General features: G+C 52.5%; 25 protein-coding genes. 16 read left to right on the top strand and 9 right to left on the bottom strand.

Features of this window, described 5'->3' with window-relative positions:
* Window positions 1–8: 8 nt before the first annotated feature.
* The 12 genes from silA (at window position 9) to F0320_RS10805 (ending at window position 13811) form a co-directional block, all read left to right on the top strand.
* A complete protein-coding gene (silA, locus tag F0320_RS10860; RefSeq protein WP_126328800.1) occupies window positions 9–3191 on the top strand; it encodes a Cu(+)/Ag(+) efflux RND transporter permease subunit SilA in 3183 nt (1060 codons plus the stop codon).
* A gap of 438 nt (window positions 3192–3629) precedes the next feature.
* A complete protein-coding gene (locus F0320_RS10855) occupies window positions 3630–4157 on the top strand; it encodes a fimbrial protein (RefSeq protein WP_047653366.1) in 528 nt (175 codons plus the stop codon).
* Window positions 4158–4242: 85 nt separating this feature from the next.
* A complete protein-coding gene (locus F0320_RS10850) occupies window positions 4243–4815 on the top strand; it encodes a fimbrial protein (protein WP_126328539.1) in 573 nt (190 codons plus the stop codon).
* Window positions 4816–4817: 2 nt separating this feature from the next.
* Window positions 4818–7322 carry an outer membrane usher protein gene (locus F0320_RS10845; protein ID WP_126328538.1) on the top strand — a complete coding sequence of 835 codons (2505 nt, stop codon included), beginning with the start codon at window positions 4818–4820 and terminating at the stop codon, window positions 7320–7322.
* A gap of 58 nt (window positions 7323–7380) precedes the next feature.
* A complete protein-coding gene (locus F0320_RS10840; RefSeq protein WP_126328537.1) occupies window positions 7381–8130 on the top strand; it encodes a fimbria/pilus periplasmic chaperone in 750 nt (249 codons plus the stop codon).
* Window positions 8131–8142: 12 nt separating this feature from the next.
* The gene (locus F0320_RS10835) at window positions 8143–8745 is read left to right on the top strand and encodes a fimbrial protein (RefSeq protein ID WP_052119571.1); all 603 of its coding nucleotides are present in this window, start codon (window positions 8143–8145) and stop codon (window positions 8743–8745) included.
* Complete coding sequence (locus F0320_RS10830) at window positions 8738–9301, top strand: fimbrial protein (RefSeq protein WP_161785601.1); 564 nt, start codon at window positions 8738–8740, stop codon at window positions 9299–9301. The genes F0320_RS10835 and F0320_RS10830 overlap by 8 nt, the downstream gene beginning before the upstream one ends.
* Window positions 9302–9311: 10 nt before the next feature.
* Window positions 9312–9812 (top strand): fimbrial protein, encoded by a 501-nt coding sequence (locus F0320_RS10825; protein WP_052119570.1) that lies wholly within the window; start codon window positions 9312–9314, stop codon window positions 9810–9812.
* Window positions 9813–9820: 8 nt separating this feature from the next.
* On the top strand, window positions 9821–10366 hold the full coding sequence (locus F0320_RS10820; protein WP_240168050.1) for a fimbrial protein: 546 nt from the start codon (window positions 9821–9823) through the stop codon (window positions 10364–10366).
* A 57-nt stretch (window positions 10367–10423) separates the two neighbouring features.
* The gene (locus tag F0320_RS10815) at window positions 10424–11287 is read left to right on the top strand and encodes a fimbrial protein (RefSeq protein WP_149323776.1); all 864 of its coding nucleotides are present in this window, start codon (window positions 10424–10426) and stop codon (window positions 11285–11287) included.
* 71 nt (window positions 11288–11358) lie between these two features.
* Window positions 11359–13026 (top strand): PglL family O-oligosaccharyltransferase, encoded by a 1668-nt coding sequence (locus F0320_RS10810; RefSeq protein ID WP_126328535.1) that lies wholly within the window; start codon window positions 11359–11361, stop codon window positions 13024–13026.
* A gap of 341 nt (window positions 13027–13367) precedes the next feature.
* Window positions 13368–13811 (top strand): PACE efflux transporter, encoded by a 444-nt coding sequence (locus tag F0320_RS10805; RefSeq protein ID WP_126328534.1) that lies wholly within the window; start codon window positions 13368–13370, stop codon window positions 13809–13811.
* A 51-nt stretch (window positions 13812–13862) separates the two neighbouring features.
* On the opposite strand, the gene F0320_RS10800 is transcribed toward F0320_RS10805, so the two are convergent.
* Complete coding sequence (locus tag F0320_RS10800) at window positions 13863–14630, bottom strand: DeoR/GlpR family DNA-binding transcription regulator (protein WP_126328799.1); 768 nt, start codon at window positions 14628–14630, stop codon at window positions 13863–13865.
* Between the two features lie 86 nt (window positions 14631–14716).
* Here F0320_RS10800 and F0320_RS10795 point away from each other — a divergent pair, with 86 nt between their 5' ends.
* Window positions 14717–15301, top strand: coding sequence for an NUDIX domain-containing protein (locus F0320_RS10795; RefSeq protein WP_126328533.1), 585 nt, complete (start codon window positions 14717–14719; stop codon window positions 15299–15301).
* A 300-nt stretch (window positions 15302–15601) separates the two neighbouring features.
* Window positions 15602–16294 (top strand): helix-turn-helix transcriptional regulator, encoded by a 693-nt coding sequence (locus F0320_RS10790; RefSeq protein ID WP_047653312.1) that lies wholly within the window; start codon window positions 15602–15604, stop codon window positions 16292–16294.
* A gap of 14 nt (window positions 16295–16308) precedes the next feature.
* Here F0320_RS10790 and F0320_RS10785 read toward each other — a convergent pair whose 3' ends face one another.
* A complete protein-coding gene (locus tag F0320_RS10785) occupies window positions 16309–16947 on the bottom strand; it encodes an acyl-homoserine-lactone synthase (protein WP_047653311.1) in 639 nt (212 codons plus the stop codon).
* A 444-nt stretch (window positions 16948–17391) separates the two neighbouring features.
* Between F0320_RS10785 and tam the strand changes: the two genes are divergently transcribed.
* A complete protein-coding gene (gene tam, locus F0320_RS10780; RefSeq protein ID WP_126328532.1) occupies window positions 17392–18150 on the top strand; it encodes a trans-aconitate 2-methyltransferase in 759 nt (252 codons plus the stop codon).
* Window positions 18151–18154: 4 nt separating this feature from the next.
* Here the strand turns inward: tam and F0320_RS10775 are convergent, their stop codons facing one another.
* From F0320_RS10775 to F0320_RS10755, 5 genes are all read right to left on the bottom strand, one after another.
* Window positions 18155–19345: a cytochrome c biogenesis protein/redoxin gene (locus F0320_RS10775; protein WP_149323775.1), complete on the bottom strand. Its 1191-nt coding sequence runs from the start codon at window positions 19343–19345 to the stop codon at window positions 18155–18157.
* Window positions 19346–19480: 135 nt separating this feature from the next.
* Complete coding sequence (locus F0320_RS10770; protein WP_047653308.1) at window positions 19481–20779, bottom strand: ATP-binding protein; 1299 nt, start codon at window positions 20777–20779, stop codon at window positions 19481–19483.
* Window positions 20776–21516, bottom strand: coding sequence for a response regulator (locus F0320_RS10765; RefSeq protein WP_126328530.1), 741 nt, complete (start codon window positions 21514–21516; stop codon window positions 20776–20778). Before F0320_RS10765 ends, F0320_RS10770 begins: the two co-directional genes overlap by 4 nt.
* A 44-nt stretch (window positions 21517–21560) precedes the next feature.
* Window positions 21561–22556, bottom strand: a complete 996-nt coding sequence (locus tag F0320_RS10760) for an alpha/beta fold hydrolase (RefSeq protein ID WP_126328529.1) — start codon at window positions 22554–22556, stop codon at window positions 21561–21563.
* A 145-nt stretch (window positions 22557–22701) separates the two neighbouring features.
* A complete protein-coding gene (locus F0320_RS10755; RefSeq protein ID WP_126328528.1) occupies window positions 22702–23142 on the bottom strand; it encodes a GNAT family N-acetyltransferase in 441 nt (146 codons plus the stop codon).
* Between the two features lie 116 nt (window positions 23143–23258).
* On the opposite strand from F0320_RS10755, the gene F0320_RS10750 reads away from it, so the two are divergent.
* Complete coding sequence (locus F0320_RS10750) at window positions 23259–23807, top strand: GNAT family N-acetyltransferase (protein WP_126328527.1); 549 nt, start codon at window positions 23259–23261, stop codon at window positions 23805–23807.
* Here the strand turns inward: F0320_RS10750 and F0320_RS10745 are convergent.
* Together F0320_RS10745 and F0320_RS10740 are read right to left on the bottom strand one after the other, a co-directional pair.
* Window positions 23795–24709 carry a bestrophin family protein gene (locus F0320_RS10745; protein WP_047653303.1) on the bottom strand — a complete coding sequence of 305 codons (915 nt, stop codon included), beginning with the start codon at window positions 24707–24709 and terminating at the stop codon, window positions 23795–23797. The genes F0320_RS10750 and F0320_RS10745 overlap by 13 nt on opposite strands.
* A 200-nt stretch (window positions 24710–24909) precedes the next feature.
* A complete protein-coding gene (locus F0320_RS10740) occupies window positions 24910–26361 on the bottom strand; it encodes a tagaturonate reductase (protein ID WP_126328526.1) in 1452 nt (483 codons plus the stop codon).
* Between the last annotated feature and the right edge of the window lie 40 nt (window positions 26362–26401).

Genomic DNA, 26401 nt, shown 5'->3' with positions numbered 1-26401 from the left:
AGACGATGATGATTGAATGGATTATCCGGCGGTCGGTCGCCAACCGTTTCCTGGTCATGATGGGGGCGCTGTTCCTCAGCGTCTGGGGCACCTGGACGATTATTAATACGCCAGTTGATGCCTTGCCCGATCTCTCTGACGTTCAGGTGATTATCAAAACCAGCTACCCCGGCCAGGCCCCGCAGATTGTTGAAAACCAGGTGACCTATCCACTCACGACCACCATGCTGTCGGTTCCCGGCGCAAAGACCGTGCGCGGTTTTTCGCAGTTTGGCGATTCGTACGTGTACGTCATTTTTGAAGACGGCACCGATTTGTACTGGGCCCGTTCGCGCGTGCTGGAGTATCTGAACCAGGTTCAGGGCAAGCTGCCTGCCGGCGTGAACTCTGAAATTGGTCCTGATGCCACGGGCGTGGGCTGGATATTTGAGTATGCGCTGGTGGATCGCAGCGGAAAACACGATCTCGCTGAGTTGCGCTCATTGCAGGACTGGTTCCTGAAATTTGAGCTGAAAACAATCCCTAACGTGGCCGAAGTGGCCTCCGTCGGCGGCGTGGTAAAGCAGTATCAGATCCAGGTCAATCCGTTAAAGCTGGCTCAGTACGGCGTTAGCCTGCCGGAGGTTAAGCAGGCGCTTGAGTCGTCTAACCAGGAGGCGGGGGGATCGTCAGTTGAAATGGCGGAAGCGGAGTATATGGTCCGGGCCAGCGGCTATCTGCAGACGATGGACGATTTCAATAACATCGTCCTGAAAACCGCCGAGAACGGGGTGCCGATTTACCTTCGCGATGTTGCCCGCGTACAAACGGGGCCGGAAATGCGGCGCGGTATTGCCGAGCTGAACGGGCAGGGGGAAGTTGCGGGCGGCGTGGTGATCCTGCGTTCGGGCAAAAACGCGCGCGAGGTCATCACGGCGGTGAAAGATAAGCTGGAAACGCTGAAGGCCAGCCTGCCGGAAGGCGTTGAGATTGTGACCACCTACGATCGCAGCCAGCTCATCGATCGGGCAATCGACAACCTGAGTTCCAAACTGCTCGAAGAGTTTATCGTGGTGGCCATCGTCTGCGCCCTGTTCCTCTGGCACGTCCGCTCCGCGCTGGTGGCGATTATCTCTCTGCCGCTTGGCCTGTGTATTGCCTTTATCGTCATGCATTTCCAGGGGCTGAACGCCAATATCATGTCGCTGGGCGGGATTGCTATTGCGGTCGGCGCGATGGTGGATGCCGCCATCGTCATGATTGAAAACGCTCACAAACGGCTGGAGGAGTGGGATCGCCAGCATCCGGGAGAGCAGATTGACAACGCTACGCGATGGACGGTGATCACCAACGCCTCTGTCGAGGTTGGCCCCGCGCTGTTTATCAGCCTGCTGATCATTACCTTGTCGTTCATTCCCATCTTTACCCTCGAGGGGCAGGAAGGGCGGCTGTTCGGCCCGTTGGCCTTTACGAAAACGTACGCCATGGCGGGCGCGGCCGTGCTGGCCATTATCGTCATTCCGATTCTGATGGGGTTCTGGATCCGGGGCAAAATTCCCGCGGAGACCAGCAATCCGCTGAACAGACTGCTGATTAAAGCCTACCATCCGCTACTGATAAGGGTGCTCCACTGGCCTAAAACAACCCTGCTGGTTGCGGCCTTATCCCTCATCACGGTGATCTGGCCCCTGAGCCAGGTGGGCGGCGAGTTCCTGCCGAAGATTAATGAAGGCGATCTGCTGTATATGCCGTCAACGTTGCCGGGCGTCTCTCCGGCAGAAGCGGCCGCGCTCCTGCAGACCACGGACAAACTCATCAAAACCGTGCCAGAAGTGGCCTCTGTTTTCGGCAAGACGGGTAAGGCCGAAACGGCTACGGATTCCGCGCCGCTCGAAATGGTGGAAACCACCATTCAGCTCAAACCCGAGAATGAGTGGCGGTCCGGCATGACGATAGACAAGATTATTGACGAGCTCGACAAGACCGTTCGGTTGCCCGGCCTGGCGAACCTCTGGGTTCCGCCCATCCGTAACCGTATCGATATGCTTTCCACCGGGATAAAAAGCCCGATTGGTATCAAGGTGTCAGGTACCGTTTTGTCGGATATCGACGCTACGGCGCAGAGCATCGAGGCGGTAGCCAAAACGGTGCCGGGCGTGGTGTCTGCCCTGGCTGAACGCCTTGAGGGCGGGCGCTACATTGATGTCGATATCAACCGGGAAAAAGCCTCCCGCTACGGGATGACGGTGGGCGATGTGCAGCTGTTCGTCTCCTCAGCTATCGGCGGGGCGACGGTAGGGGAAACGGTGGAAGGCGTCGCCCGGTACCCGATTAATATTCGCTATCCTCAGGACTACCGGAACAGCCCGAACGCGTTGAAGCAGATGCCGATCCTGACGCCGATGAAACAGCAGATCACGCTGGGAGATGTGGCGGATATCAACGTGGTTTCCGGCCCCACGATGCTGAAAACGGAGAATGCCCGGCCTGCGAGCTGGATTTATATCGATGCTCGCGGCAGGGATATGGTGTCGGTGGTGAACGACATTAAGACGGCCATTAGTCAGAACGTAAAGCTGAGGCCGGGCACCAGCGTCTCATTCTCCGGGCAGTTTGAGCTGCTCGAGCACGCCAACAAGAAACTGAAGCTGATGGTACCGATGACGGTAATGATCATCTTTATACTGCTGTATCTGGCGTTCCGCCGCGTGGATGAAGCGCTGTTGATCCTGATGAGTCTGCCGTTCGCCCTGGTCGGTGGGATATGGTTCCTCTACTGGCAGGGCTTCCATATGTCTGTGGCAACCGGCACCGGTTTTATCGCTCTGGCAGGGGTGGCGGCAGAATTTGGGGTGGTCATGCTGATGTATTTGCGCCATGCCGTTGAAGCGCATCCGGCGTTGTCCCATCGGGACACGTTCACCGAACAGGGGCTGGATGAGGCGCTTTATCATGGCGCCGTGCTGCGCGTGCGTCCAAAGGCAATGACCGTCGCGGTGATCGTTGCCGGTCTGCTGCCCATTCTCTGGGGGACCGGTGCCGGGTCAGAAGTCATGAGCCGGATAGCGGCGCCCATGATCGGCGGGATGATCACGGCGCCGCTGTTATCGCTGTTTATTATTCCGGCGGCGTATAAGTTAATCTGGTTGCGCAGGAAGAGAACGACGGCAGCCGTTAGTGAGGAGGAGAGGGAAGCAATACCTGATAAATAAGCTATTCATATGCGCAATGTTTTGCGGCATTGCGCAGCCATCTGGACGAGGCGAGATTAATGATATTGCCTCCGGGATAATAAGGATACCGCCCTCGCGAAATGGCGGGATTATTCAGCGATTCGCCAGCACGCTTACGTGTTGCTTGTTATTACATTAAACACTAATATTGATAACTCACAGCAATCCCCCTATACCTGAAATAACATCAATTCCTTTTTTCTCTCCAGAAATCAGCGGCCCGAGAAAAAAATGGATTGAGACCCGTCAAGCCTGCATATCTTGCCATTAAATACTCTTTTTTAGTCTCATTTGACACTGTGTTGTTGTTGAAGCAAACCCCTCGAAAGGAAAGAATATATACACATTGCTCTTGTCAGAAAAACTGAGAAAGCAATGAACCCAAATGGGCAATATCTTATTGAAGAGAGTTCTTATATGAAGGCAAAGAAAATCGCTCTCGCGATTGCGATGATAGCTGGTGCTATGATCGCAAATGCGAATGCAAAAGATCAGGGACATGGTACCGTAACGTTTACGGGTTCTATTATTGATGCGCCTTGCTCCATTACACCGGACAGTGCTGATCAAACCGTTGATTTGGGTCAGATCTCTAACCTGGCGCTGGAAGATGGCGGTACCTCTATTCCTCAGGTTTTCGCTATCAAACTGCAACAGTGTAATACCGAAACCAAGAAATCAGTGACCACCACGTTCTCTGGCACCGCATCTGCGGCTAACCCGGATCTGCTCGGTATTCAGGGCACCGCGAAAGGCGCTTCAGTTGAGATTACCACGGACACCGGTACGCCGATTAAACTGGGCCAGGCTTCTCCGGCGCAGGCACTGCTGAATGGTGATAACGACCTGACGTTTGCTGCTTTCCTGAAGGGTGATGGCGCGTCTGCGACAATCGTCCCAGGTAAATTCCAGGCCATTGCAAGCTTCGCTCTGGATTACCCATAATCCCGGCATGACTTATTACGCAAGTAATTAACCTTGTTGTTGTGCTGGTGATTAGTCAACTGTCTTAATCACTGGCACTTTTTTCATGAAACCAGAGCGTATTTTAATGATTGTATTATCTGGACTTCGGGTGATTATATTTCCCTGTATATTGATACCCTGCATAGCGGCGGCAAATAATCCCCGCCATGCGCTGGCCGATCAAGGCCACGGTATTGTCAATATGCAGGGAAGTATAATTGATACCCCATGCGCTATCGCCACCGCGGATCGTGAGCAAAGCATTGAAATGGTGACCACGACCGTGGGCGAAATTATTCACAACGGCCGTGGAAATAAAAATCCCTTTTCGTTAACGCTGGTCAATTGCAATCTTCATATAAATAAGGATGCGCAAACCCTGTCATCCCATTTCCAGACGACGTTTGATGGTCCATCTTTAGATGGACTTTTTTCCGTGGACGGCGCTTCAGGCGTAGGGATTGAAATTACGGATGACGCCGGAAATGTGGCGCAACCTGGGAAAGCGCTCCCTCCGGGTACATTGAGCAACGGTTCACAAATTCTTAAATACCAGTTGCGTCTTATGAGTAATCGCGACCGCCTGAAAGTGGGTGAGTATACGGCCACGATACGCTTCAAAGTTGATTACTTTTGAAAATGAAAAAAGTCAATAAAACCATCTTTCTGGGCAAGTTACACCCTGTAGCGATTGGTGTATTTCTTGCGTTTCTTGCAGTCAAAGGCGTTCACGCTGAAGAGAATGTCGAATTTAACACTGATGTACTCGACATTAAAGAGCGGAATAATGTTGATTTGAGCCAGTTTTCCCGGGCGGGTTATTTAATGCCCGGTAAGTATCAGCTTACGCTAAAGGTCAATAAAACCGACATACCGGATCAGACGGTAGAGTATTTCCCGCCTGAAGACGATCCGAAAGGGAGCGAAGTTTGCCTCACAGCCGAGCATGTCTTACAAATTGGCCTGAAAGAGTCCATCGTTAAGGGTGTTTCATGGTGGCATAACGGACAGTGTCTGGATCTTCATTCTCTGGAAGGAATGGTTGCCAGAGCCGATCTGGGAACAAGTACCCTCTATCTCAGCATTCCTCAGGCATACCTTGAGTATACGGCCGAAAACTGGGATCCGCCTTCTCGCTGGGATGAGGGAATTCCGGGCGTACTGTTTGATTACACCGTCAATGCAACGTCGTCGAAACAACAGGAACAGCGTTCCAGTTCCGTCACGGGTAACGGCACGACTGGCGCGAATTTGGGTGCCTGGCGCCTGCGGGGTGACTGGCAAGCGCAATACATACGCAATACCGGAAATGAGAGTCAAAAACAGCAAAGCTGGGACTGGAGCCGGGTTTATACCTATCGGGCCATCACTGCATTGCGGGCAAAACTGGTGCTGGGAGAAGACTATTTAAATTCCTCTCTGTTTGACAGTTTCCGTTTTACCGGCGCCAGCCTGTCTACAGACGATAACCAGTTGCCGCCCAATCTCCGCGGATATGCGCCGGAAGTGGTGGGGGTCGCGAAGACGAACGCCAAAGTGACTATCAGCCAGCAGGGGCGCGTGATTTATGAAACCACTGTCGCGCCAGGTCCGTTTCGTATCCAGGATCTCAACTCGGCGGTATCCGGCAAGCTGGATGTCAAAGTGGAAGAGCAGGATGGCGGAACCCAGACTTTCCAGGTCGACACCGCCTCCATTCCCTATCTGACGCGACCGGGGCTGGTGCGCTACAAAATAGCGATGGGCAAACCGTCTGATTATGACCACCATTCTCAGGGGCCAAATTTTGCCACTGGCGAAGCATCATGGGGCGTGAATAGCGGCTGGTCATTATATGGCGGAACGCTACTGGCAGGGGACTATAACGCGCTCTCCTTAGGGGTCGGGCGCGATCTGTTGATGTTTGGGGCAATTTCCTTTGACGTCACGCAGTCCCGGGCTGCGATTCCTAATCAGGACACATTAAGCGGTAAATCTTATCGCGTCAGCTATTCGAAACGCTTCGATGAGTTTGACAGCCAGGTGACCTTTGCGGGTTACCGCTTCTCAGAACGTGACTTTATGAGCATGTCTCAGTATCTGGACCGCCGCTATCACAACGGCGATAACGGTGGGCGCGATAAAGAACTGTACACCATCACCATGAATAAACAGTTCCGCGAACAGAACATGAGCGCGTTTCTGAACTATAGCCACCAGACTTACTGGGACAGGGAAGCGACGAACACCTGGAACGTTTCGGTATCGAGCTTTTTTGACGTCAGTCGGTTTAAGAACATCAGCCTGACACTGTCTGCCTACAGAACTGAATATGACGATTCTAAAGATGATGGCGTCTATCTGAGCTTGTCTGTGCCGTGGTCCAACGGCGCAACATTAAGCTACAACAGTCAGTACAGCGGAGACAGCAGTAGCAATACGGTGGGTTATTACCAGCGCATCAATGCCAACAATTATTACCAGGTTAATGCCGGCAGCACGACTGATGGCCGAGGTACCGGGAGCGGGTACTTTACCCATGATGGCGATAGCGCAAGTGTGACCGCCAATGCCAGCTATACCGGCAGCAAATCCAGCGCCGCAGGTCTTTCGCTACAAGGAGGCGTTACCGCTACCGCCAAAGGTGCGGCGCTGCACAGAACCAATTCGGCAGGCGGAACCCGAATGCTCGTTGATACGGCAGGGGTGGCAGATGTTCCCGTGCAGGGCATGGCGGGGATTGTTCGTACCAATGCCTTCGGTAAGGCAGTCGTTGCGGATGTTAGCAGCTACTACCGAAGCAGCGTGAGTGTTGATCTGGACAGCCTGCCGGAAAACGTCGATGCCACTCGTTCAGTTGTGCAGGACACGTTAACGGAAGGCGCGATTGGCTACCGTGCCTTTGGCATTCTTGCCGGACAGAAGGGCATGGCGGTGATCAAACTGGCTGACGGCAGCGAACCGCCGTTTGGCGCAGAAGTACGCAATGGAGAGAACATGACAACAGGGATTGTCGCCGAAAACGGCAGCGTCTGGCTTTCAGGTATACGTCCTGGAGAGCGCATGGACGTGTACTGGGGCAACGACGCGCAATGTTACATCGAGTTGCCACCATCGCTGCCGGAAACAATCAACAATCTGTTGTTGCCTTGCCACTTACGCTAAGCGGCGTAGAGGGCCAGGCAGATTCTTCATCATCATTTTGTAAATCAGAGAGTGAGTTATGCGTTTTGTACAAAAAAAAATCGGTTTAACGCTGGGTGTACTCGCGCTGGCGTTAGTCGCACAGCAGGTGAATGCGGCCATTGCGCTTGATCGCACCCGGGTGATTTATAGCGGCAACCAGAAATCAATGAGTGTCACCGTGACGAATCAAAATAAATCCTTGCCGTATCTGGCGCAGTCCTGGATTGAGGACAGCAACGGCAATAAAACCGAGACGCCGTTTATGGCATTACCACCGGTACAACGCGTTGAGCCCGGCGCCAAAGGTCAGGTAAAAATTCAGGGTAATAACGCCCAGGCGTTACCGCAGGACAGAGAATCGCTGTTCTATTTTAACGTACGCGAAATTCCGCCGAAGAGTTCTAAACCCAATACGCTTCAGCTCGCGTTACAAACCCGCGTCAAACTCTTTTACCGCCCGGAAGCGTTGCAGTTACAAAACGGGATGGAGAACGAGGCCGCGAAAAAACTCACCTTAACTCGTCAGGGTGAAGGATTCCAGTTAACCAATCCCACGCCTTACTACCTGACGATTGTCGCAGCAGCGACGTCAGAGAAGGGCGGTGATATTGAGAGTTTTAAACCTGTAATGGTTGCGCCTAAAGAAAGCATTGCACTGGGCATAACCGCGGCTTCACTGGGCTCACATCCGGTACTGACCTCCGTGAATGATTACGGTGGTCGGCCGAAACTTGTTTTTAACTGTGCAGGGAATACCTGTTCAGTGGACCATGTTAACGCGGGTTAAGGAGAAAGACCTGTGAACGGAAAAGCATTTTACCGCTACTCGCGCACGTGTGCGTTGAGTCTGCTCCTGAGCGGCAGCGTGGCGAGTAATGCTCTGGCTGTCGATGACTGGAATGTTCAGGGTGAGAATGGACAGTTGCACGTTCACGGCGTTCTGCGTAACGGAAGTTGCCTGATCAGCATGCGTTCAAAACTGCAGGATGTGGTAATGGATAACTCGGCGCTAGGGGCGATGAAACGCCCGGGCGATACCGGTAAACCAACACAGATCGTATTTCGTCTTCTGGGTTGCGAAAGCACCGGTGGTCTGCAGCGCAGTAATCGGGTAGGGCCATCGACATGGGATGAAACCCAACCGGTGGTCACAGTCAGCTTCGTTGGTGCAACGGATCCTGACGATCCTACGTTATTACTGATCGCCGGGATGTCTGGCGTCGGCCTTCGCATCCTTGACAGTAACGGCAGAATCGTAATTCCCGGCACTCGCGGCAAACCGCAGTTTGTGACGACGGGCAGTGATGAACTGACCTATACCGTTATCCCTGTTCGTACCATCGCCCCGCTGATTGCGGGAGAATTTCGCGCCTCAGTTGATTTCGGAATCAGTTATGACTAATTCACGCGTGATGACGTTTAAACGCCTTGTCCGTACACCGCTCCTCGCGCTGGTGCTGCTGGCCCCGACGGTATGTCAGGCGAATAAAGGCGACACCTATAAGCTGACGATCAATATCGATGGCACCCTGGTGGCAAACGGTTCTTGTCAGTTTAATCAGGGCGACAGCCTGACGGTCGACTTTGGTGATGTGAAATTGCTCCCGGAAGGGACGGACACCATGACGCTGGATGGGAATTACCGTAAATCGATTACCAGCGCTTTTACCTGTACTGGTGACACTGCCGGACTCTTGCAAATGCAATTGGCTAGCCTATCAGGAAGCTATAAAGCTTATAACGGAACCGACGTGATTGAGATAGACAAAGGTATGCTTGGCGTCGAACTGTTAGTAAATGGCGCTCCGCAGGCGTCGGGGAAGTGGTTCACCATCGACCAAAGCAAGCCACCCACGCTTGAGGCAGAGTTAGTACAAATCAGCACAACGAACAGCAAACAGGTGACAAATGGCGATACGTTCACGGCTTCTGCCACATTGCAACTTTCGTTTAATTGAGCAGACAGTTATGAAGAGAATATTTCACATTGTCACCTTATCTGGCTTGCTGCTGACCGGGACGCCGCAGGCCGCGCAGGTTGGCGATCAGATGTCTGTCAATTTTAAAGGCACATTTATCATTACCACGCCCTGTACGGTTTCGGGCGATGAGGTGATAGATGTATCGTTTGGCAGCATCAGCGTGGGTAAAGTAAACGGCATCGACAATAAACAGGACATTCCTTATACCGTTGACTGCCACGGCGCGCCGGATGATTCCGCACTCAATATTCAGGTGAGCGGGGTGGCTGAAATTTTCGATGACGCCGCCGTTACGACCTCTGCTGACGGGCTGGGTATCCAGATTCAGGCTAACGGCGTGCCGATGAAACTCAACCAGCCTCTGAAGACGACGCTTGGCGGCCTGCAATCCCTGGTGCTGAGCGCTGTACCGGTGAAGGATCCGGCAAAAGTATTGAGCGAACAGACATTTTCCGCCACTGCCACCCTAACCGCTGATTATTTCTGAGGCACAAAATGAACAGTCATAGAATGAAGATAACTTGCTGGGGCGCGGTTGCGCTCATTCTCCTGGCCGGTCTGTCTGTCAAGCCGGCGCTGGCTCTCGAAGACAATCTGCATTTTAGCGGCACGCTGACCAGTGCTCCCTGCGGCCTAGACCCCTTAACTACCGATCTGAGTGTCGATTTTGACATGATCATGGAACCCGATTTGTATGCTTATGCCCGTACAAAAGGCGTGCCGTTCACCATTACCCTGACGGACTGTGATTTATCGATAGCAAGCAAAGCGTCGATAACGTTTAAAGGAACAGAAAGTACAGAATTGCCTGGCTTATTAGCCGTCACCGGGGAGGCGGCGGGTATCGCAATTGGTGTAGAAACCGAAGACGGCATCGCGATACCGTTTAATAAACCGACACCGGAACATGTACTGAACAGCGGTGACAATACCTTTACCCTCATGGCCTATATTCAGGGGGAACCGACCCATCTGCGGCAGGAAACCATTACACCGGGGAATTTTACGGCGGTGTCTACCTTTATGCTGGCCTATCCTTAATTAAGAGATAATAGAGTGAATATATATAAAAAATTTCATCATTCTATTACGGTGATAATGAATGTTTTTGCTTTTGTCATCGTGATGTTAATGTGTCAGGGGAGTACGACGGCGACGGTCATGGGGTTTTCCGTTGATGGTTCCTGCGGTTTACCACGCTATGTTCCGGCAAGAAGCGGCGGTATGGCCGACATGCATACTTTTGATCAGGGGAAGTGTGGTGTTAATCTACAAGGTACCTATTACGTCCCAGTTTCTGGAAATTACACCGTTGGTTTAGCACGCGTTTCTAATGGTGTTCGAACAGATCTTTTTGCGATGTCAACTCGATATATTAGCGCGACTAAACCGTTAAATAATCAGGATGTAAATCCTGGAACATACTCTACCTGGAAGTATAATGGTGCTACCTCTTTTGATGCTTGCGATACCTTAAAAGCGCCGGACGGGAAGATCTATTTTCTCAACACTTACGGACAGTGTACCGGTCAAAAACTTCCGATAACGCCCGTGGTAAATACCTCCTGTACCATTAACAGCGGTAACGCATTAAGTGTGTCGTTAGGTTCACTGGATCGCGCCACGCTACCCACCACACCAAGCTCAGGCACCGCCAAGCACATCAAGATCCCGGTGAGTTGCACAGGCGGAGACGTCACCGTCTCAATGAATATCACCTATACGGCGATTACCATTGGCAGCACGCAGGCAGTAAAAACCTCGGCGAATGGGGTAGGCACGGCGATTATTTATAACAACGCCGCCGTAACCCCAACCAGCAAAGCCACAATTAACTTAAAAAGTGGATCGAATACGGTCGATCTGGGTTTTCAGGCAATTCGTGACTCAGCGGTGGCAGTGAAGGATATTCCCACCGGCGCGTTTACCGCCAGCGCGACCATGGTAATGACTCAACAGTAATCCCCAAATAATTCTGCTTACCTTTAACGGGACGGAAATGATTTTTCGTCCCGATATTTATGAATACATTCATGTTAAATATAAACTGCAACTATTATTTCCCCGGGCGCGGTATACTCTTTATTGCTGGCGTCTGGATATGCTGTGGTCTGCTCTGGGTATTACCGAATCAGGGGGGCTCCGGACTGGCGTTACCCCAAAACCTGCTGGCCTGGTGCGCGATGGCGCTCATGGTGTTGTGGTGCTCACTGACCGGGCGCCGGGTAAAATTCAGTTATCCGGCTGGCACTCAACTGATTATAACGGGTGCCATTCTGTGGTCTCTGCCGCTGCTATGGTCGCCGTCTTCAGCCTGGCAGTGGAATGCCGCGACGAAAGTAATGGCACTGTGGGGGCTGCTCATCGTCTGGCTTGAACTGCTTAAGACGCCTGTCAACCTCATCACCAGACGCCACTGGCTGATGATTCTGGTGATGTCGGCCTTTTTACAGACCATTTTCTGTCTGTACCAATTGAATGATATGGCGAAACTGCCCGGCGGACGCCCGTACGGCAGCTTCCAGCAGGTGAACGTTCTGGCATCGTTTTTAGCCACCGGCACGGTTTGTGCCCTGTGGCTTAACACAACGGCGCGTCAGAAGTGGGTAACGCGTTTCTGTTCCCTGTCACTGGTTATGCTACCGGCCATGCTGGTGTTGTTGCAAAGCCGGGCGGGTTATCTTGGCGCTATCCTGGGGAGCCTGATCGTACTGGTCGCCGCATACAAAACGCACCGTAGCCGCGGTTATTTTTCTCTGTTGCTGATGTTAGCAGGTATCATTCTGGGGCTTGTCGCGCTTCATGTTGGCCCACGGTTATTTCCTGGTTTTATACCGGGATTAGCCGACAAAAGCGGATCGAACAGTCAGCGCTGGTATATCCTGCAAGTGACCTGGCAGCTTATTCAAAATCATCCCATCGTCGGCAATGGATACGGCAGTTTCGAAGCTCTGTTTGGTCAGATGACACAGCACAATCCTCCAGGGCTGAGAGATGCCACCTTGCTATATCCGCACAATGAACTTCTTTATACCTGGATGGAAGGGGGAATCGTTGCCGTCGCGGGTATGATTCTGATGATCGGCGGCATGCTGAAACGGCTGTGGAGTCGGGGAGGGCGTCGATGGATTGGTCTGGCAATGTTATTACCCATTGCGCTACACATGAATCTGGAGTATCCGCTCTATCAATCAGTAACGCATGGTCTGGCTCTTGTCATCCTGCTGGGAATTAACGGCCCAACAGCGACGCCGGTGAAAAATGCCGCTCAGGGCAACGTAATGACGTTCAACAGAATGGTACGCGTTTTAGCCGCGAGTGCCGTTTTGATATTTATGGCAACCGGTGTCGTAACCGAAGTGCAAATGACCCATATTGAGCAACATGGGCTTGCACCGCTGGCCAGGGATGAAAGCGCAGCTGTCGGAACATTACCTAATCCCTGGAGTCAACATGACAGGCTGGATTTTGACCGCCACGTAGCTCTGCTGCTGCGGTTCAATTTGACCAGAGATCCTGATTTATTAACTCGCTTCCAGTCCTGGGCCGAGCACTATCGGAAGGTTCACAATAATCCCGATGTCAACTTCAGCCTGATGATGATCTACAGGGCGCAACACAGCGAAAAAGCGAAAGAGATATGTATGCAAAGCAACGCACTGTGGCCAGAGGATATGCGCTTTAGATGCGAGAAATTTTAGCGCTCATCTGACGGGAGGACGAGGGAAGGATATTGGGTTGTATGGCCGTTAGTGGTCTACATACCATAGATTAAATTTAACATAATATACATTATGCGAACCAATATGGAACCAGAAGAAATCTGGCATTTTATGGGCATCGTTTTACTGGATGCTAATAGCCTCTGAGTATGTTTTCTCAAGTGCTACTATCGTCACGCTGATCATCTCACAGTGTATGGCTTACCGTTTTGCCCTGTTGATATAAGTCTGTAAACCCTCATTAACATAACCTGCACGTTCAGAAAGAGTTGAAAAATGTCTGATATACTTCAGCTTTTGATAAACGCTGTCGTAAGCAAATGGAAATTGAATTAAATAAAAGTGTTAAAGAGAGAGTTTTCCACGCTGTCATTTTTGAAGTGACGGCCAACGTTATCATCGCGCTGTCACTCGCCTGGCTGATGAACGTGTCGGTACTTCAGTCAGGCTCGTTGTCCGTGATATCTGCACTTACCGCAACGGTCTGGAATTTTATTTTTAATAAGCTCTTTGATTCCCTGCAGAAAAAACATCAGTTTCAACGCACATTTCTCGTTCGCGCAATCCATGCGGTTGGTTTTGAAACGGGACTTATCATCTCCTTAATCCCAGTGGCAATGGTTATGCTGAAACTGACCGTGACGGAGGCATTTTTTGTTGAGATTGGCCTGGTGCTGTTTTTCCTGCCCTATACGATGCTGTTTAACTGGCTTTACGACTACCTGCGCTGGACGTTCGTTGGACGAAAGCGTTCGGCGTTATAGCTAAGTGAATCAATGTAAAAAATGAAGAGGCGCGTGTAGCTCAAGGCTTCTTCAGTCACTCTCTGAGGTCAACACGACGGAGACCCCTTTTTCCGATACCGCGCGGATCCAGTCCCGATCGGTATTGTCATCAACGACGATGGTGTTCACCGATGACACATCGCCAATCACAAACGAAGACGCTGTGTTGACCTTTTCCGGAGAAGCCAGGACGACCGTCTCCGCGGCTCTGCCGGAAAATGCACGTTTGATGCACGCTTCTTCGAAATCGCCGGTTGTCAGCCCCGCATCAGGATGAATCCCGGTCACGCCCATAAAGAACAGATCTGCATGAATATTTTCGATGCCTTCGATGGCCGCAGCGCCGACCGCAACAATGGAGTGCTTATACAAGCGACCGCCGATCAGAATCACCTCGATGGACGGATGATCCACGAGCCTCAGGGCGATGCTCGGGCTGTGCGTAACCACCGTAATGCGCAGGTCAGGAGGGAAAAACGTAATCAGCTCCGAAGTTGTCGTGCCGCCGTCAACGATCACCACCTGCCCTGATGAAATCAGCTGAGCCCCTTTCCGGGCGATCCTCTTTTTTGCATCCATCTTCACGGATTGCCGTTCGGCAAATGGCGCAATAGCAGAAGATGACGGCAGCGCGCCGCCGTGAACCCGCTGTAAACGCCCTTCTGCCGCCAGCTCGCGTAAATCACGTCGAATGGTGTCTTCAGAGACGTCAAAAAGCATGCTGAGTGCTTTTGACTGGACCTGACCTTCGGCGCCGAGCTTTTCGAGGATTAATTGTTTTCGCTGACTGGTGAGCATCATGAATTCCTGATGTTGCATGTTTTATCTTGAAAGTGCACGATAATGCTGTTTATGATAATTACTCTACGTAAGGAGGAACAAACGTGCAATCAAAACGTGCAGATGTGCGCATCATTGACAGTGAAACCCTGTCCGATAACTGGTACAACCTAAAAAAATACACCTTCGACCTGCAGCGCCGTGATGGTGAATGGCAGCGGCAGCAGCGGGAGGTCTATGACCGTGGCAACGGCGCGACTATTCTTCTCTACAACCGTGAGAAAAAGACGGTGATCCTGACGCGCCAGTTCCGCTTCCCTGTCTTTATCAACGGGCATGAGGACGATTTAATTGAAGCCGCGGCGGGACTGCTTGACAACATGGATCCCGAAAGCCGCATAAAAGCAGAAACGGAAGAAGAGACAGGATTTCACGTTTCGAGCGTGCAGAAAATCTTTGAAGCCTATATGAGCCCGGGCTCCGTCACGGAAAAACTCTATTTTTATCTTGCCGAGTATCAGCCAAAAGACAGAACCGGCGCAGGCGGCGGGATCAAGGCTGAGGGAGAAGATATCGACGTGCTGGAAATGACGCTTGAAGAGGCATTACGCGGCATTGAAACAGGCAAGATTGTCGACGGTAAAACCATCATGCTGCTTTATCATATTGCTCTTAAAGGCATTATGTAGACTGCTGGTTAAAATCCTGATTTGAATCTGGGTCGGTACGCTTGTCCAATACTCGAATGTAAAGCGGAAAACCTCCTAAATTTTGCAGCCTACTATATTTAGTGAACGATTCGGGATTTGACAAAATCTTCAAAAATTTGCTGAGTCATCTGCGTTTACCATTAGAAATGCCACAAGTTGACCAGGCTACCAGTTGAGGTAGCCTGTCTTATCTGTTGGCTGGATTAAAATGCGACTCGCTACAGATAACGAAGCATATTATACTTGCTCCTCCACTCGAACAGGAGGCAAGCAACTCACGTGAAGGATACATATTACAACGACATAGCGATCAATACGCTAATTCAGAGTGAGCTGGACGCGTTTTTTGAGGATTTCAAAGGGATCGTCTTCGCCTACGCCATTATGAACAAGAAAGATCCTTCACAGATGCGGATAATCAATAACAGCCCCGAGTGGTTTGATATCTACCTCGACAGGAAATACCAGTTCATTGACCCTGTTATCATTCGGGCTTTGCGCTGTGTTGAAGATTTTTTTTGGGAAAGTGATGTCGTCCTGTCGGATGGTTATAACCTGACGCGCATTTTCAACGAAAGCGTCCAGTATGATATTTACCAGGGGCAGACTTTCCCTCTGCATGACTATCTGAATAATCTTGTTGTATTATCCGTCATCAGTCCAAAGCATTCTGGGATTGATATAGAAAGATATCGGCCACAATTTCTAAGCTTCCTTGTTCAATTGCATCAGAAGACACTCAATCTGTATAGCCAGCATCAACAGAAAAAGAATGTTTTTCTGTCGCCACGTGAGCGACAAATCCTTAAATGGGTCAGCGCCGGGAAAACCTACGCAGAAATTTCTGTTATTTTATCTATTGCTGAACGCACCGTTAAGTTCCATATGGGAAATGTAATGAAAAAGCTCGGTGTGAATAATGCCAGACACGCAATAAAACTCGGAACAGAACTACGGTTACTGGACGACTGAGCCTCAGTCACTGGCTATAAGTAGCGTAAATGCTCCAGCATTTCGCTAAGCCAGTGGCTGGATTTGTCTTTGCTAATAATGTCTTCAATAATGTTGGTGTTGGCAGGCATATAAATATAATAAATAACCTCCCCTTTTTCAGAGACACCGCGCTGAATAACGTCAACTTTCCAGTTTGCATGGCGAAATATGGCATACATGCCACGACTGGCTACTGCGTACATCCCATGATATTTATTCTTTATGCAATACATATTCATCGCAAGAAACAACGCTTTACTGGCAGGCACGCCTTGCAGACTTGCAGAGTCTCGTGTTTCTTTATCTAAAAATAAACGGCTCACTTCACAGCAGGGAACATCTGCTGGAAAAACAATAGGATTATCGAAATAATTGTGAAAGATTTCGCTTATCATTGTCGGCTTCGTCGAATTAATAAATCGCGCGCCGCATAACAGCTGTCCATCATACATACCCAGCAGGTATGTCGTGTTATGGGAATCAAAGCGATCTTTTTCCAGGCCTTCGACGCATTCCACTTTCCAGTCGAGCCGGTCCCGAAAGGTTTTTCTTCTCAGCCGGTAGAGTTCGCGCGCTAATGCTGGTGGTAAATCATCGTAGCCGTGCAAAAAAAATTCAATGACAGAATTCATTCTCTTGTTCCTGATAATAACACCTGAAACTATTATTACCTGTCTTTAAGGACAGCTTTCATTGTGCCGCATATTCCCTATACTTAAAAAGTACCTGACCACAAAGTTCTCGCAAAACTAAGCGGTCAGGAGGTCAAAGACCTACGAAACACCAGGGATATACCCATCGATGATTATCTAATATTTAAAGTTTCGGGTACAGAGCATAAGAAGCACTTTGCCGATAAAATATTAAAAAACAATAATCATAAAATAATTACAATTAAAGCATTGCCCCTTAATTTTTTAAGGGGTAATATTTCTGTTTTCATGTTTTTTGCCTCATCTTCGTTTTGTCCACTCTGCTGACTTCATCTACGTCTACTCAAACATCCTCGCCGGTACGGTTTTCCGGGCATCTCCCTGTGCTATTCTTGCAGAAGCATGCAAAACGGAGAACAAATAATGGCCGACTGGAATCCCTCTCTTTACCTGCAATATGGCGCTGAAAGAACGCGTCCAGCTGCCGAATTGCTCGCCAGAATTTCTCTGGATGAGGCCGCTACTATCGTCGATCTGGGCTGTGGGCCAGGAAACAGCACGGCGCTTCTGAAGCATCGCTGGCCTTGTGCCCACATTACCGGGGTAGATAACTCCCCTGCTATGCTCGTGGAAGCGCGCACCGCCTTACCTGACTGCCATTTTGTTGAGGCCGATATCCGCCAGTACAAGCCCGGCCAGCCGCTGAGCCTGATTTATGCCAACGCGTCGCTGCAATGGGTTCCTGACCATTACGATCTCCTGCCGCACCTTGTTTCCCTGCTTAAGTTAAATGGCGTGCTGGCGATCCAGATGCCTGACAACTGGCTTGAGCCCACTCACGTAGCGATGCGCGAAGTGGCGCTGGAGCAAGACTACCCTGACCGCGGCCGCGAACCTCTGCCGGGAGTGCATGCCTACTACGATATCTTGTCCGAGGCGGGCTGTGACGTGGATATCTGGCGAACAACTTATTTCCATAAAATGAGCTCGCACCAGGCCATTATTGACTGGGTAAGCGCCACCGGATTGCGCCCGTGGCTCCAGGAACTGAATGAGAACGAGCAGAAACGTTTCCTGAAACGCTACCATGAACTGCTGGAAGAGCAGTATCCGCTTCAGGAAAATGGGCAGATACTGCTCGCTTTTCCACGACTGTTTATTGTGGCTCAACGCCAGCCCTGACGGGTTATGACCGGGCTTCTTTCAGCAGCTGCTGAATAACCTTTTCCTGCTGCGCATAATCTCCTTCGCCAAAGGCGGTATAGCGTAGCTGGCCTTTGGCATCGAAATAGTAATGCGCCGGCCAGTACTGGTTCCCGCAAGCGTTCCAGATTTGATAGTTGTTATCCGTCACCACCCGGTACGGCAGCTGCCATTTATTTACCGCGTTTTTCACCGAGGCGAGCGGTTTTTCCCAGGGGTATTCAGGCGTGTGAACCCCAATCACGACCAGCCCCTGCGACTGATACTTCCTGGCCCAGTCTCGCACGTGCGGAAGCGTATGCTGGCAGTTAATGCAATCCCACGTCCAGAAATCAATCAACACCACCTTCCCTCGCAGGGATTCAGACGTGACAGGGTCACCGTTAATCCACCCTGTTCCGCCGCTTAACGAAGGCAACTGGCTGCTGGGCTCTGCCATCACGACCGGCTGGAGCTTCACCGGCGCGGCTGTGGGTTTCGCCAGCGTCAAAAGTGTTGTCTCCAGACGGTCTGCAACGCCGTTTGCTCCTTTCAGAAGCGAGGTCATTCCTGTCGCGTTAAATACGACAGCCGACAGCATCACCACGCCCGTCCCCTGCCGCAGCTTTTCCATCAGCGCCGATTTAGCTCTTAACGGCGCCATCAGCGTGCGGCCGCCGAAAACGAGCAGGCTCAGCATTAGCGCACATCCGCTACCGTAGGCCGCCAGCAGCGCGCCCGTCGCAATGGCCGAGTGGCCGGCGATATTAATGCTGAAAATGGCGCCCAGTATGGGACCGGCGCAGGGAGACCAGAGCAGCCCCACCGCGAGCCCGGCCAGAAAAGCCGATGCCAGACCGCGCGTTTGCCCGCTTCGGGCATTCAGAATATTGCCCGCGCTGACGGCCGGACCCGCAATACGCTGGGCGAATGACGGAAAAATCAGGGCCAGCGCGGCCGTGGCCAGAATAACAAGGGCGATCCAGCGCCCGACGATAGTTGCCTCTGCGATCCACTCGCTGGCGACGGTGACGGCCATCGCCACCAGGGTGAACATCACGATCATCCCCACGAGCAGGGCCAGAATATGTCGTCGTTGTCCCTGAAAGCCGGCGAACAGGAGTGGAATAACCGGGAGCGTACATGGGCTGAGCAGGCTTATCATCCCGCCCAGAAAAGCGATTACCAGAAACATAGACACCTCACAATACAAGTCCTGCGACGCTGCAGTGAGGCTATTTCATCGTGCGGATGTGTTCAGGATATGTGTAAAAACGCGGGTTTTGTCTGGCTCTGTATCGCCCGGGCCGGGAGATACAAAGCCGTACAATTAACGGCGCGGTAGCGTAATGGAGACATCCAGTCCGCCTCCGGACCGATTCGTCAGGTTGAGCTTTCCTTCCAGCTGAGCGGTGAGCTGCGCGGCAATCGCCAGTCCGAGTCCTGTTCCGCCGGTATCGCGATTGCGGGATGTTTCCACCCGGTAAAACGGCTGTAATACCGCCTCAAGTTCGTCATCGGGTATTCCCGGCCCGCCGTCCGTGATGTGAATCACCACCTCTTCGGAAGACGAATTATCAATGGCAATAACGGCATGCTCACCGAACTTAAGGGCGTTATCCAGCAGGTTGGTCATCACCCGACGAAGCGCCTGGGGACGCGTAACGATCGGTAAACGGGCTTCGCCTGCCTGAAACTGTACGTTTTTACCGATGTCCTGATAATCGCAGGCGATGCTGTTGACCCAGGCGTTCAGCTCCAGCTTCAGCGGAGTCTCTTCCAGCGATTCTGATGACCGGGCATACGCAATACCCTCGCGAACAAGACGCGTCATGCTATCAAGATCGTTCAGGAGCTTGTCGCGAAGTTCAGGTTCACCTGCCATCTCGACGCGCAGCTTCATGCGGGTAATCGGGGTCTGGAGATCGTGAGAAATGGACGCCAGGATCTGCGCGCGCTCCCGGAGATAAGACTGAATGCGCGCCTGCATGGCGTTGAAGGCATGCGCTGCACGCTGCACCTCAAGCGGCCCTTTCTCCGTCATTGGCGTGCTGGCCGCCGGATCCAGCGAATCCACCGCGCGGGTAAATTGTGAAAAAGGCCGCACCACCTGCCGCACGCTAATCCAGGCGCACGCGCCCAGCAGCAGCAGCTGCAGGATCAGGACAACGGGCAGCCAGCTGGCGACCGGCGGCATGCGTGGGATGAGGTCAATGGTCAGCGGCGCGCCGTCGCGCAGCGTCAGATGCGCCTGGATGTGTGAAACGGCGCCGGGAACGGCGGTAAAGCTGAGCGGGTACTGTGTCGCGAGCGTCGCTTTTAAGGTCCGGATGGCGTCCTGCGAACGCTTATCCGTCGGCGCGTTGCCGGGCTCTCCCGGCCCCAGAATATAGCGGTAGTTACCCCGTTCGAGGCGCGGCAGCCAGGCCGCGCGTTCGCTGGCCGGTAAGCGGTCTAAAATGGCGACGCTGGTTGCGACGTCGTTTTCGAGATTGCCGAGCATCACCGTTCTGGCGCTGTGCATTCGTTCAATCATGACCAGCGTCAGGCTCAGGCCGTTAGCCAGCAGCAGGCCGGACAGCACGACGAGCAGCAAGCGGGCCAGCAGCGAGCGAGGCCAGAGCGTCATTCGTTAGCCTCTTTGATGGTGACCGGCATGGTAAACACATAGCCCTCGCTGCGCACGGTCTTGATATAGGCGGGCGTGCGGGCATCTTCATTCAGACGCTGGCGAACGCGGCTAACCAGCAGGTCGATAGAACGTTCAAACAGCTCGGCGTCGCGTCCCTGCGTCAGGTTGAGCAGCTGATCGCGGGTCAGCACCCGCTGAGGATGGTCCAGGAAAACGCGCAGCAGGCGATACTCCGCCCCGCTGAGCGCGACGATCACCCCTTCCGGATCGATTAAGTGACGGGCAACGGTATCGAGCTGCCATTCACCGAACATCACCAGCCGCCCGGCTTCTGTCACCTGCAGATTGGGCGGCATCGTGCGAAAACGCCGTAAAATCGCTTTGATACGCGCCAGCAGTTCGCGGGCGATAAACGGCTTCACCACGTAGTCATCCGCCCCCATCTCCAGACCCAGGATCCTGTCCGTCTCCTCGTTGCGCGCCGTCAGCATCAGGATGGGCAGATCTTTATATTTCCCGACGCGTAGCTCTCGACACAGCGTAAGCCCGTCGTCGCCGGGCATCATGATATCCAGCACCACCAGGTCGATATGCTGTTTATCCAGCACGACGCGCATCTCTTTGCCGTTGGCCGCGCCCGTCGCGCGATAGCCAGACTTAACGAGATAATCGACAATCAGTTCACGAATATCCCTGTCGTCATCGACGACAAGGATATGATCAATATGCTCCACCGAAATCTCCAGACCGAAGGGTAACGTACTGAAAATAGCACATTTCAGAGCTTGTCAGCGTCAACGACGGCCTTGACGAAATCCTGTGGATCTTCCTGAGGCGGATTGTGCCCCACGGTTGCCCCGAAGGTACGATGCTCATATTTACCGGTAAATTTACCCGCGTAGGCCTGCGGTGCCGGATGCGGTGCTCCGTTGTTTCCGCCTTCGATGGTGATGGTTGGAACGGTGATATTCGGCAGCGTAGCCAGTTTTTGCTCGTAGCTGTCGTATTTGCGTTCGCCTTTTTCCAGCCCTAAACGCCAGCGATAGTTGCTGAGCGTCACGGCGACGTGATCCGGGTTATCGAGCGATTTGGCGCTGGCGCTAAAAACAGCATCGCTAAATTTCCAGTCAGGCGAGGCCTGAGACCAGATTAAGCGTGCGAAGTCATGCGTGTTTTTGGCATAGCCTTCAGCACCGCGCGCGGTGGCGAAATAGAACTGATACCACCACTGCTGCTCCGCTTTTGGCGGCAGCGGCTGTTTGCCAATCTGCTGGCTGCTGATGAGATACCCACTCACTGAAACGAGTGACTTAACGCGCTCTGGCCACAGCGCCGCAACGATATCCGCGGTACGGGCGCCCCAGTCATATCCAGCAAATACCGCCTGCTTAATATTCAGGGCATCCATCAGGTTCACAATATCTTTCGCCATGGCGGAAGGCTGGCCGTTGCGCGGCGTTTTGGCTGACAGGAAGCGCGTGGTGCCGTAGCCGCGCAGAGACGGCACTATTACCCGGTACCCTTTTGCCGCCAGCGCGGGTGCGACCTCGGCGTAGCTGTGAATATCGTAGGGCCAGCCGTGCAGTAAAATTACCGGCTGGCCGTTTTTCGGGCCGATGTCGACATAACCGACGTTCAGATCGCCGGCGTTAATTTGCTGCGGACGATCGAAGGCTGCCGCGAAAGTTGTGCCGGTGACTTCGGCCTGACAGGACATCACTGTGCCAAGAGAAACGGTCAGTGCGAGAGTTGAATACGCGAGTTTGCTAAACATGTTGGTATCTCCGATTGAGTATAATTCACGGGGATATAACAACACTGAAATGTATAGCGGATATGTGTGAAAGCGGGTTTATTGCAAGCCTGTGTATGTATCCGGGACGCTGATACAGTGTGATACAAACACAGGCGTTGTCGCCTTAAAGGGAGAGGCGATAGCGGACGTAATCGTCAGCTTCACCATATTTGTCATAGAGCTTACGCGCCGGGTTATTCTCCCGCGTGACCCAGTACAGCTTTGACCACCCTTCGCGCTTGCCTTCCTCAATCAGAGCATCAATAAGCGCCTTACCGGCTCCCGCCCCGCGTTCGTCGGCATCAACAAACAGATCTTCCAGATAGCATATGGGGGCCGTTGACCAGGTTCCTTCGTGCAGAATGCACATCGCGAAACCGATGACCTGTTGGTCCTTCTCTACCACGCGGCAGAACATCTGAGAATGCGCTGAGAGCGCCCTTTCCCATGTCGATGCGGTGACGGTTTCTTCGAGGTAACAATCATAAAAATGGGTATAGCCATCCCACAGCAGTCGCCATTGGGAATAATCGTCTTCACGTAGAGATCTTACCGTGACAGCCATGTGTTCCTCACATTATTAGTAGTATGGGAAAAGAGTTCACCTGGGATAGAGTGCCGTAAAGATGAAAATACCAGAACGCAAACAAAAGCATAACGCCTAAATAGGGAGATCCGCGGATGACGATACCGACGCTCACGACAGAACGCTTGCTGCTAAAACCGCTGGTTGCCGAAGATGCGGCCCAGATTCAAACGCTTTATCCGCGCTGGGAGATCGTCCGCTATATGGTCTCCTCCGTGCCCTGGCCCTACCCGGACAACGGCGCGGAAAACTATGTCAACAACGTGGCGCTGCCGGATATGGCAAAAGGGATCGCCTGGTTCTGGAGCATCCGTCGTCGCGAGGTGCCGGATGAGTTGATGGGTATTATCTGTTTGTATGACGTCGAAGATAACAACCGTGGATTCTGGCTGGCGCCGGAGTTTCAGGGCCAGGGATACATGCGTGAGGCCAGCATTGCTGTGACGGATTACTGGTTTAATACGCTGAACAAATCAGTTTTACGCGCCCCGAAGGCCGCCGCAAACAGCCGCTCCCGGCGTATTTCAGACAGTAGCGGCATGCGGCTTATCAGGACGGAAAAGAAAGCCTACGTTAGCGGCATGCTGGATTCCGAGCTGTGGGAAATCACCCGCGACGAGTGGAACGCCCGTCAGGTCAGCTGATAATACTTATCCGGCATCAGCCTTTCAGGAATGTTGTCTTCATCGTTCATCTGAAGCAGATCGCGTTCCATCATGTTGCAGATGGCGTCCAGCGGCAGATCGTTATCTTCTGTGCCGAACGGGTCTTCCAGCTCTTCGGCCAGGGTGTCCAGCGAGATAAAGGTATATGAGATCAGCGCCGAGACAAACGGCGTCATGTAGTGCAGATCCACAACCAGCGCGAACGGCAGCATGATGCAGAACAGATACACCGTGCGGTGCAAAATCAGCGTATAGGCAAACGGCACCGGCGTAGTCGCAATGCGCTCGCAGCCGGAGAGGACGATGGACATATCGTTCAGACGGTTGTTCAGGCTGTGGAACAGGATGTCTGAAAGCTGCCCGTTACGCCGCCGCACGGCCAGCCACTCCCCCATGATCAGTAAAATACGGTTCGCCGGCGAGTTGGCGCTCATCACGTGGCGTAAATCATCCGGAGCAAGATAGCGAGAGAGCTGTTCCGCGTTCAGGTCCCGGCGCAGGGTCATGCGCAGGCAGTTGGCAAAAGCTATCTGCAGGCGGACAAATTCACCCAGGTGCTTATCGTCAGGCAAGGTGTTTTTTACCTCGCGAAACAGCGAGCGTGCCGCTATCATCAACTGCCCCCACAGCAGGCGAGCCTCAACGTAGCGTGAATAGCAGGCGTTGTTTCTGAAACCGAGAAAGATAGCGATCGCCACGCCGAGAATGCTGAATGGCGCGACGGTAAATTTGATGCCCAGCGAGGTATACCACGGCAGCATCAGGATAACGGCGATTGAAAGCAGGAAGTTGAGCAGCAGTCGGGTGTAGATTTTGGGAAGTACTGAACCGTGCCAGACAAAAATCAGTTGTAGCCAGTGCTGTTTAGGACGAACAATCATAGTGAGTTTCAGGAAGGAAAAGAGCGTGGCTATTAAACGTGATCTCCCTCACCGTTGCAAGCATGTTAACGAAACATTGAATTCTATGACCTGCCTGGCGATAACCGCACGGTGCTGCATGTTGTTTTAAAAAAAGACCCAATAGTATGTTGTAACTAACATAAGTCGTAGTTAAACCCGGCCGAAGCCGGGTGACGTCATTAGCAAAGAGGTTTCACCGCTGCGCGCATTCCCTTCAGCAGAATAGCATCCAGGTCCAGGGTCACCTGGTCGACGAGACCGGAGATTTGCGTCAGATCCTGTTCCCAGTGCTCGCTCACGCTCAGTACGGACTGCACCAGCTCACGGGTGCTCAACTGCCGATCGCGGTGCTGCGCCCAGAGCTGCTGATAACGTTCCAGCCAGAATGCATCATCCTGCACAGGATAGTTTTCCCCGTTACGCTCCGCGCGATAAAACGCTATCAATGCAGCCAGCGCGAACGTCAGACGCGGAGGCAATTGTCCGCTTGCCTTCTGCCCTGCCAGCAGCTGCGGCAGGATGCGGGTGCGATATTTAGTCATGCCGTTGAGCGCAATGGAAAGCAGCTGGTGTCTGATGTAAGGGTTGCGAAAACGCCCTGTTACCGCACTGGCGAAAGATTCCAGCTCGTCACGCGGCAGATCGAGCACAGGAATAATCTCCTGATAAATCGCTTTTTCGACGAATGCGCAGATCTCTGCATCATTCATCGCCTCGCCTACTGTCTCTAACCCAGCCTGGAATGCCACCGGCACCAGCGCCGTATGCGCGCCGTTCAGGATAGCGACTTTGCGCTCTTTGTAGGGCCTGATGTCGTCGACAATCAGCACATTCAACGGGTACTTATCCAGACGAAGTTCCTGCGCAAGGGATGCCGGCCCCTGGATAACGAACAGATAGAAATGTTCAGCCGTATCCAGGAAACCATCGTGATAACCCAGCTCAGCCTCCAGCGTGGCCGCTTCGTCGCGCGGGTAACCGGTCACGATACGGTCAACCAGCGTCGAGCAGAAGCTGTTTGCCTCGTTAAGCCACTGGATAAAGGCGGCAGGCAGCGCCCACTCCCGGGCATAGCGCAGGACGAGTTCGCGCAATGCGTCACCGTTGTAGTCAATCAGCTCGCACGGAATGATGATCCAGCCTTTATCCGCTGCACCGTTGAAGTGGATATAACGCTCAAACAGCAGTCGAGTTAGCTTCGCCGGGTAGCTCACCGCAGGGGCATCGTCGAATCTGTCCCCCGCGTGGTGGCTGATACCCGCTTCGGTGGTGTTCGAGAAAACAAAGCGCATGTCTGGATTGTGCGCCAGTTTCAGGAACGCATCATACTGGCCGTAGACGTCGATCTCCCGGTTAACCGAGCGGATAAGACGGCTCTCACTCACCGCTTCACCCTGCCCGTTCAGGCCACGAATGATTGTGGTATAGAGACCATCCTGAGTGTTCAGCGACGGCGGGAAGTCGCTCTGAATAGGACGAACGATCACCACTCCGGCGTTAAGATCGGTATGTTCATTTAGCAGGTCAATTTGCCAGTCGACAAACGCACGCAGGAAGTTGCCTTCACCAAACTGAATAATGCGTTCCGGGTATTGAGCACCGGGAAACTCACGACGGTTGAGCGTGTTCACAAGAGGGTTCCTTTTATGATTAGTCATACAGCCTGATAAG

The sequence above is a fragment of the Enterobacter dykesii genome (assembly GCF_008364625.2).
Classification (GTDB): Bacteria; Pseudomonadota; Gammaproteobacteria; order Enterobacterales; family Enterobacteriaceae; genus Enterobacter; species Enterobacter dykesii.
This window is presented reverse-complemented; position numbering and strand designations above follow the sequence as displayed.

Coding starts and splice junctions, on each gene's coding strand:
- silA (WP_126328800.1), top strand. CDS start 9: ATGATTGAATGGATTATCCGGCGGTCGGTCGCCAACCGTTTCCTGGTC.
- F0320_RS10855 (WP_047653366.1), top strand. CDS start 3,630: ATGAAGGCAAAGAAAATCGCTCTCGCGATTGCGATGATAGCTGGTGCT.
- F0320_RS10850 (WP_126328539.1), top strand. CDS start 4,243: ATGAAACCAGAGCGTATTTTAATGATTGTATTATCTGGACTTCGGGTG.
- F0320_RS10845 (WP_126328538.1), top strand. CDS start 4,818: ATGAAAAAAGTCAATAAAACCATCTTTCTGGGCAAGTTACACCCTGTA.
- F0320_RS10840 (WP_126328537.1), top strand. CDS start 7,381: ATGCGTTTTGTACAAAAAAAAATCGGTTTAACGCTGGGTGTACTCGCG.
- F0320_RS10830 (WP_161785601.1), top strand. CDS start 8,738: ATGACTAATTCACGCGTGATGACGTTTAAACGCCTTGTCCGTACACCG.
- F0320_RS10825 (WP_052119570.1), top strand. CDS start 9,312: ATGAAGAGAATATTTCACATTGTCACCTTATCTGGCTTGCTGCTGACC.
- F0320_RS10820 (WP_240168050.1), top strand. CDS start 9,821: ATGAACAGTCATAGAATGAAGATAACTTGCTGGGGCGCGGTTGCGCTC.
- F0320_RS10815 (WP_149323776.1), top strand. CDS start 10,424: ATGAATGTTTTTGCTTTTGTCATCGTGATGTTAATGTGTCAGGGGAGT.
- F0320_RS10810 (WP_126328535.1), top strand. CDS start 11,359: ATGTTAAATATAAACTGCAACTATTATTTCCCCGGGCGCGGTATACTC.
- F0320_RS10805 (WP_126328534.1), top strand. CDS start 13,368: ATGGAAATTGAATTAAATAAAAGTGTTAAAGAGAGAGTTTTCCACGCT.
- F0320_RS10800 (WP_126328799.1), bottom strand. CDS start 14,630: ATGCTCACCAGTCAGCGAAAACAATTAATCCTCGAAAAGCTCGGCGCC.
- F0320_RS10785 (WP_047653311.1), bottom strand. CDS start 16,947: ATGAATTCTGTCATTGAATTTTTTTTGCACGGCTACGATGATTTACCA.
- tam (WP_126328532.1), top strand. CDS start 17,392: ATGGCCGACTGGAATCCCTCTCTTTACCTGCAATATGGCGCTGAAAGA.
- F0320_RS10775 (WP_149323775.1), bottom strand. CDS start 19,345: ATGTTTCTGGTAATCGCTTTTCTGGGCGGGATGATAAGCCTGCTCAGC.
- F0320_RS10770 (WP_047653308.1), bottom strand. CDS start 20,779: ATGACGCTCTGGCCTCGCTCGCTGCTGGCCCGCTTGCTGCTCGTCGTG.
- F0320_RS10760 (WP_126328529.1), bottom strand. CDS start 22,556: ATGTTTAGCAAACTCGCGTATTCAACTCTCGCACTGACCGTTTCTCTT.
- F0320_RS10755 (WP_126328528.1), bottom strand. CDS start 23,142: ATGGCTGTCACGGTAAGATCTCTACGTGAAGACGATTATTCCCAATGG.
- F0320_RS10750 (WP_126328527.1), top strand. CDS start 23,259: ATGACGATACCGACGCTCACGACAGAACGCTTGCTGCTAAAACCGCTG.
- F0320_RS10745 (WP_047653303.1), bottom strand. CDS start 24,709: ATGATTGTTCGTCCTAAACAGCACTGGCTACAACTGATTTTTGTCTGG.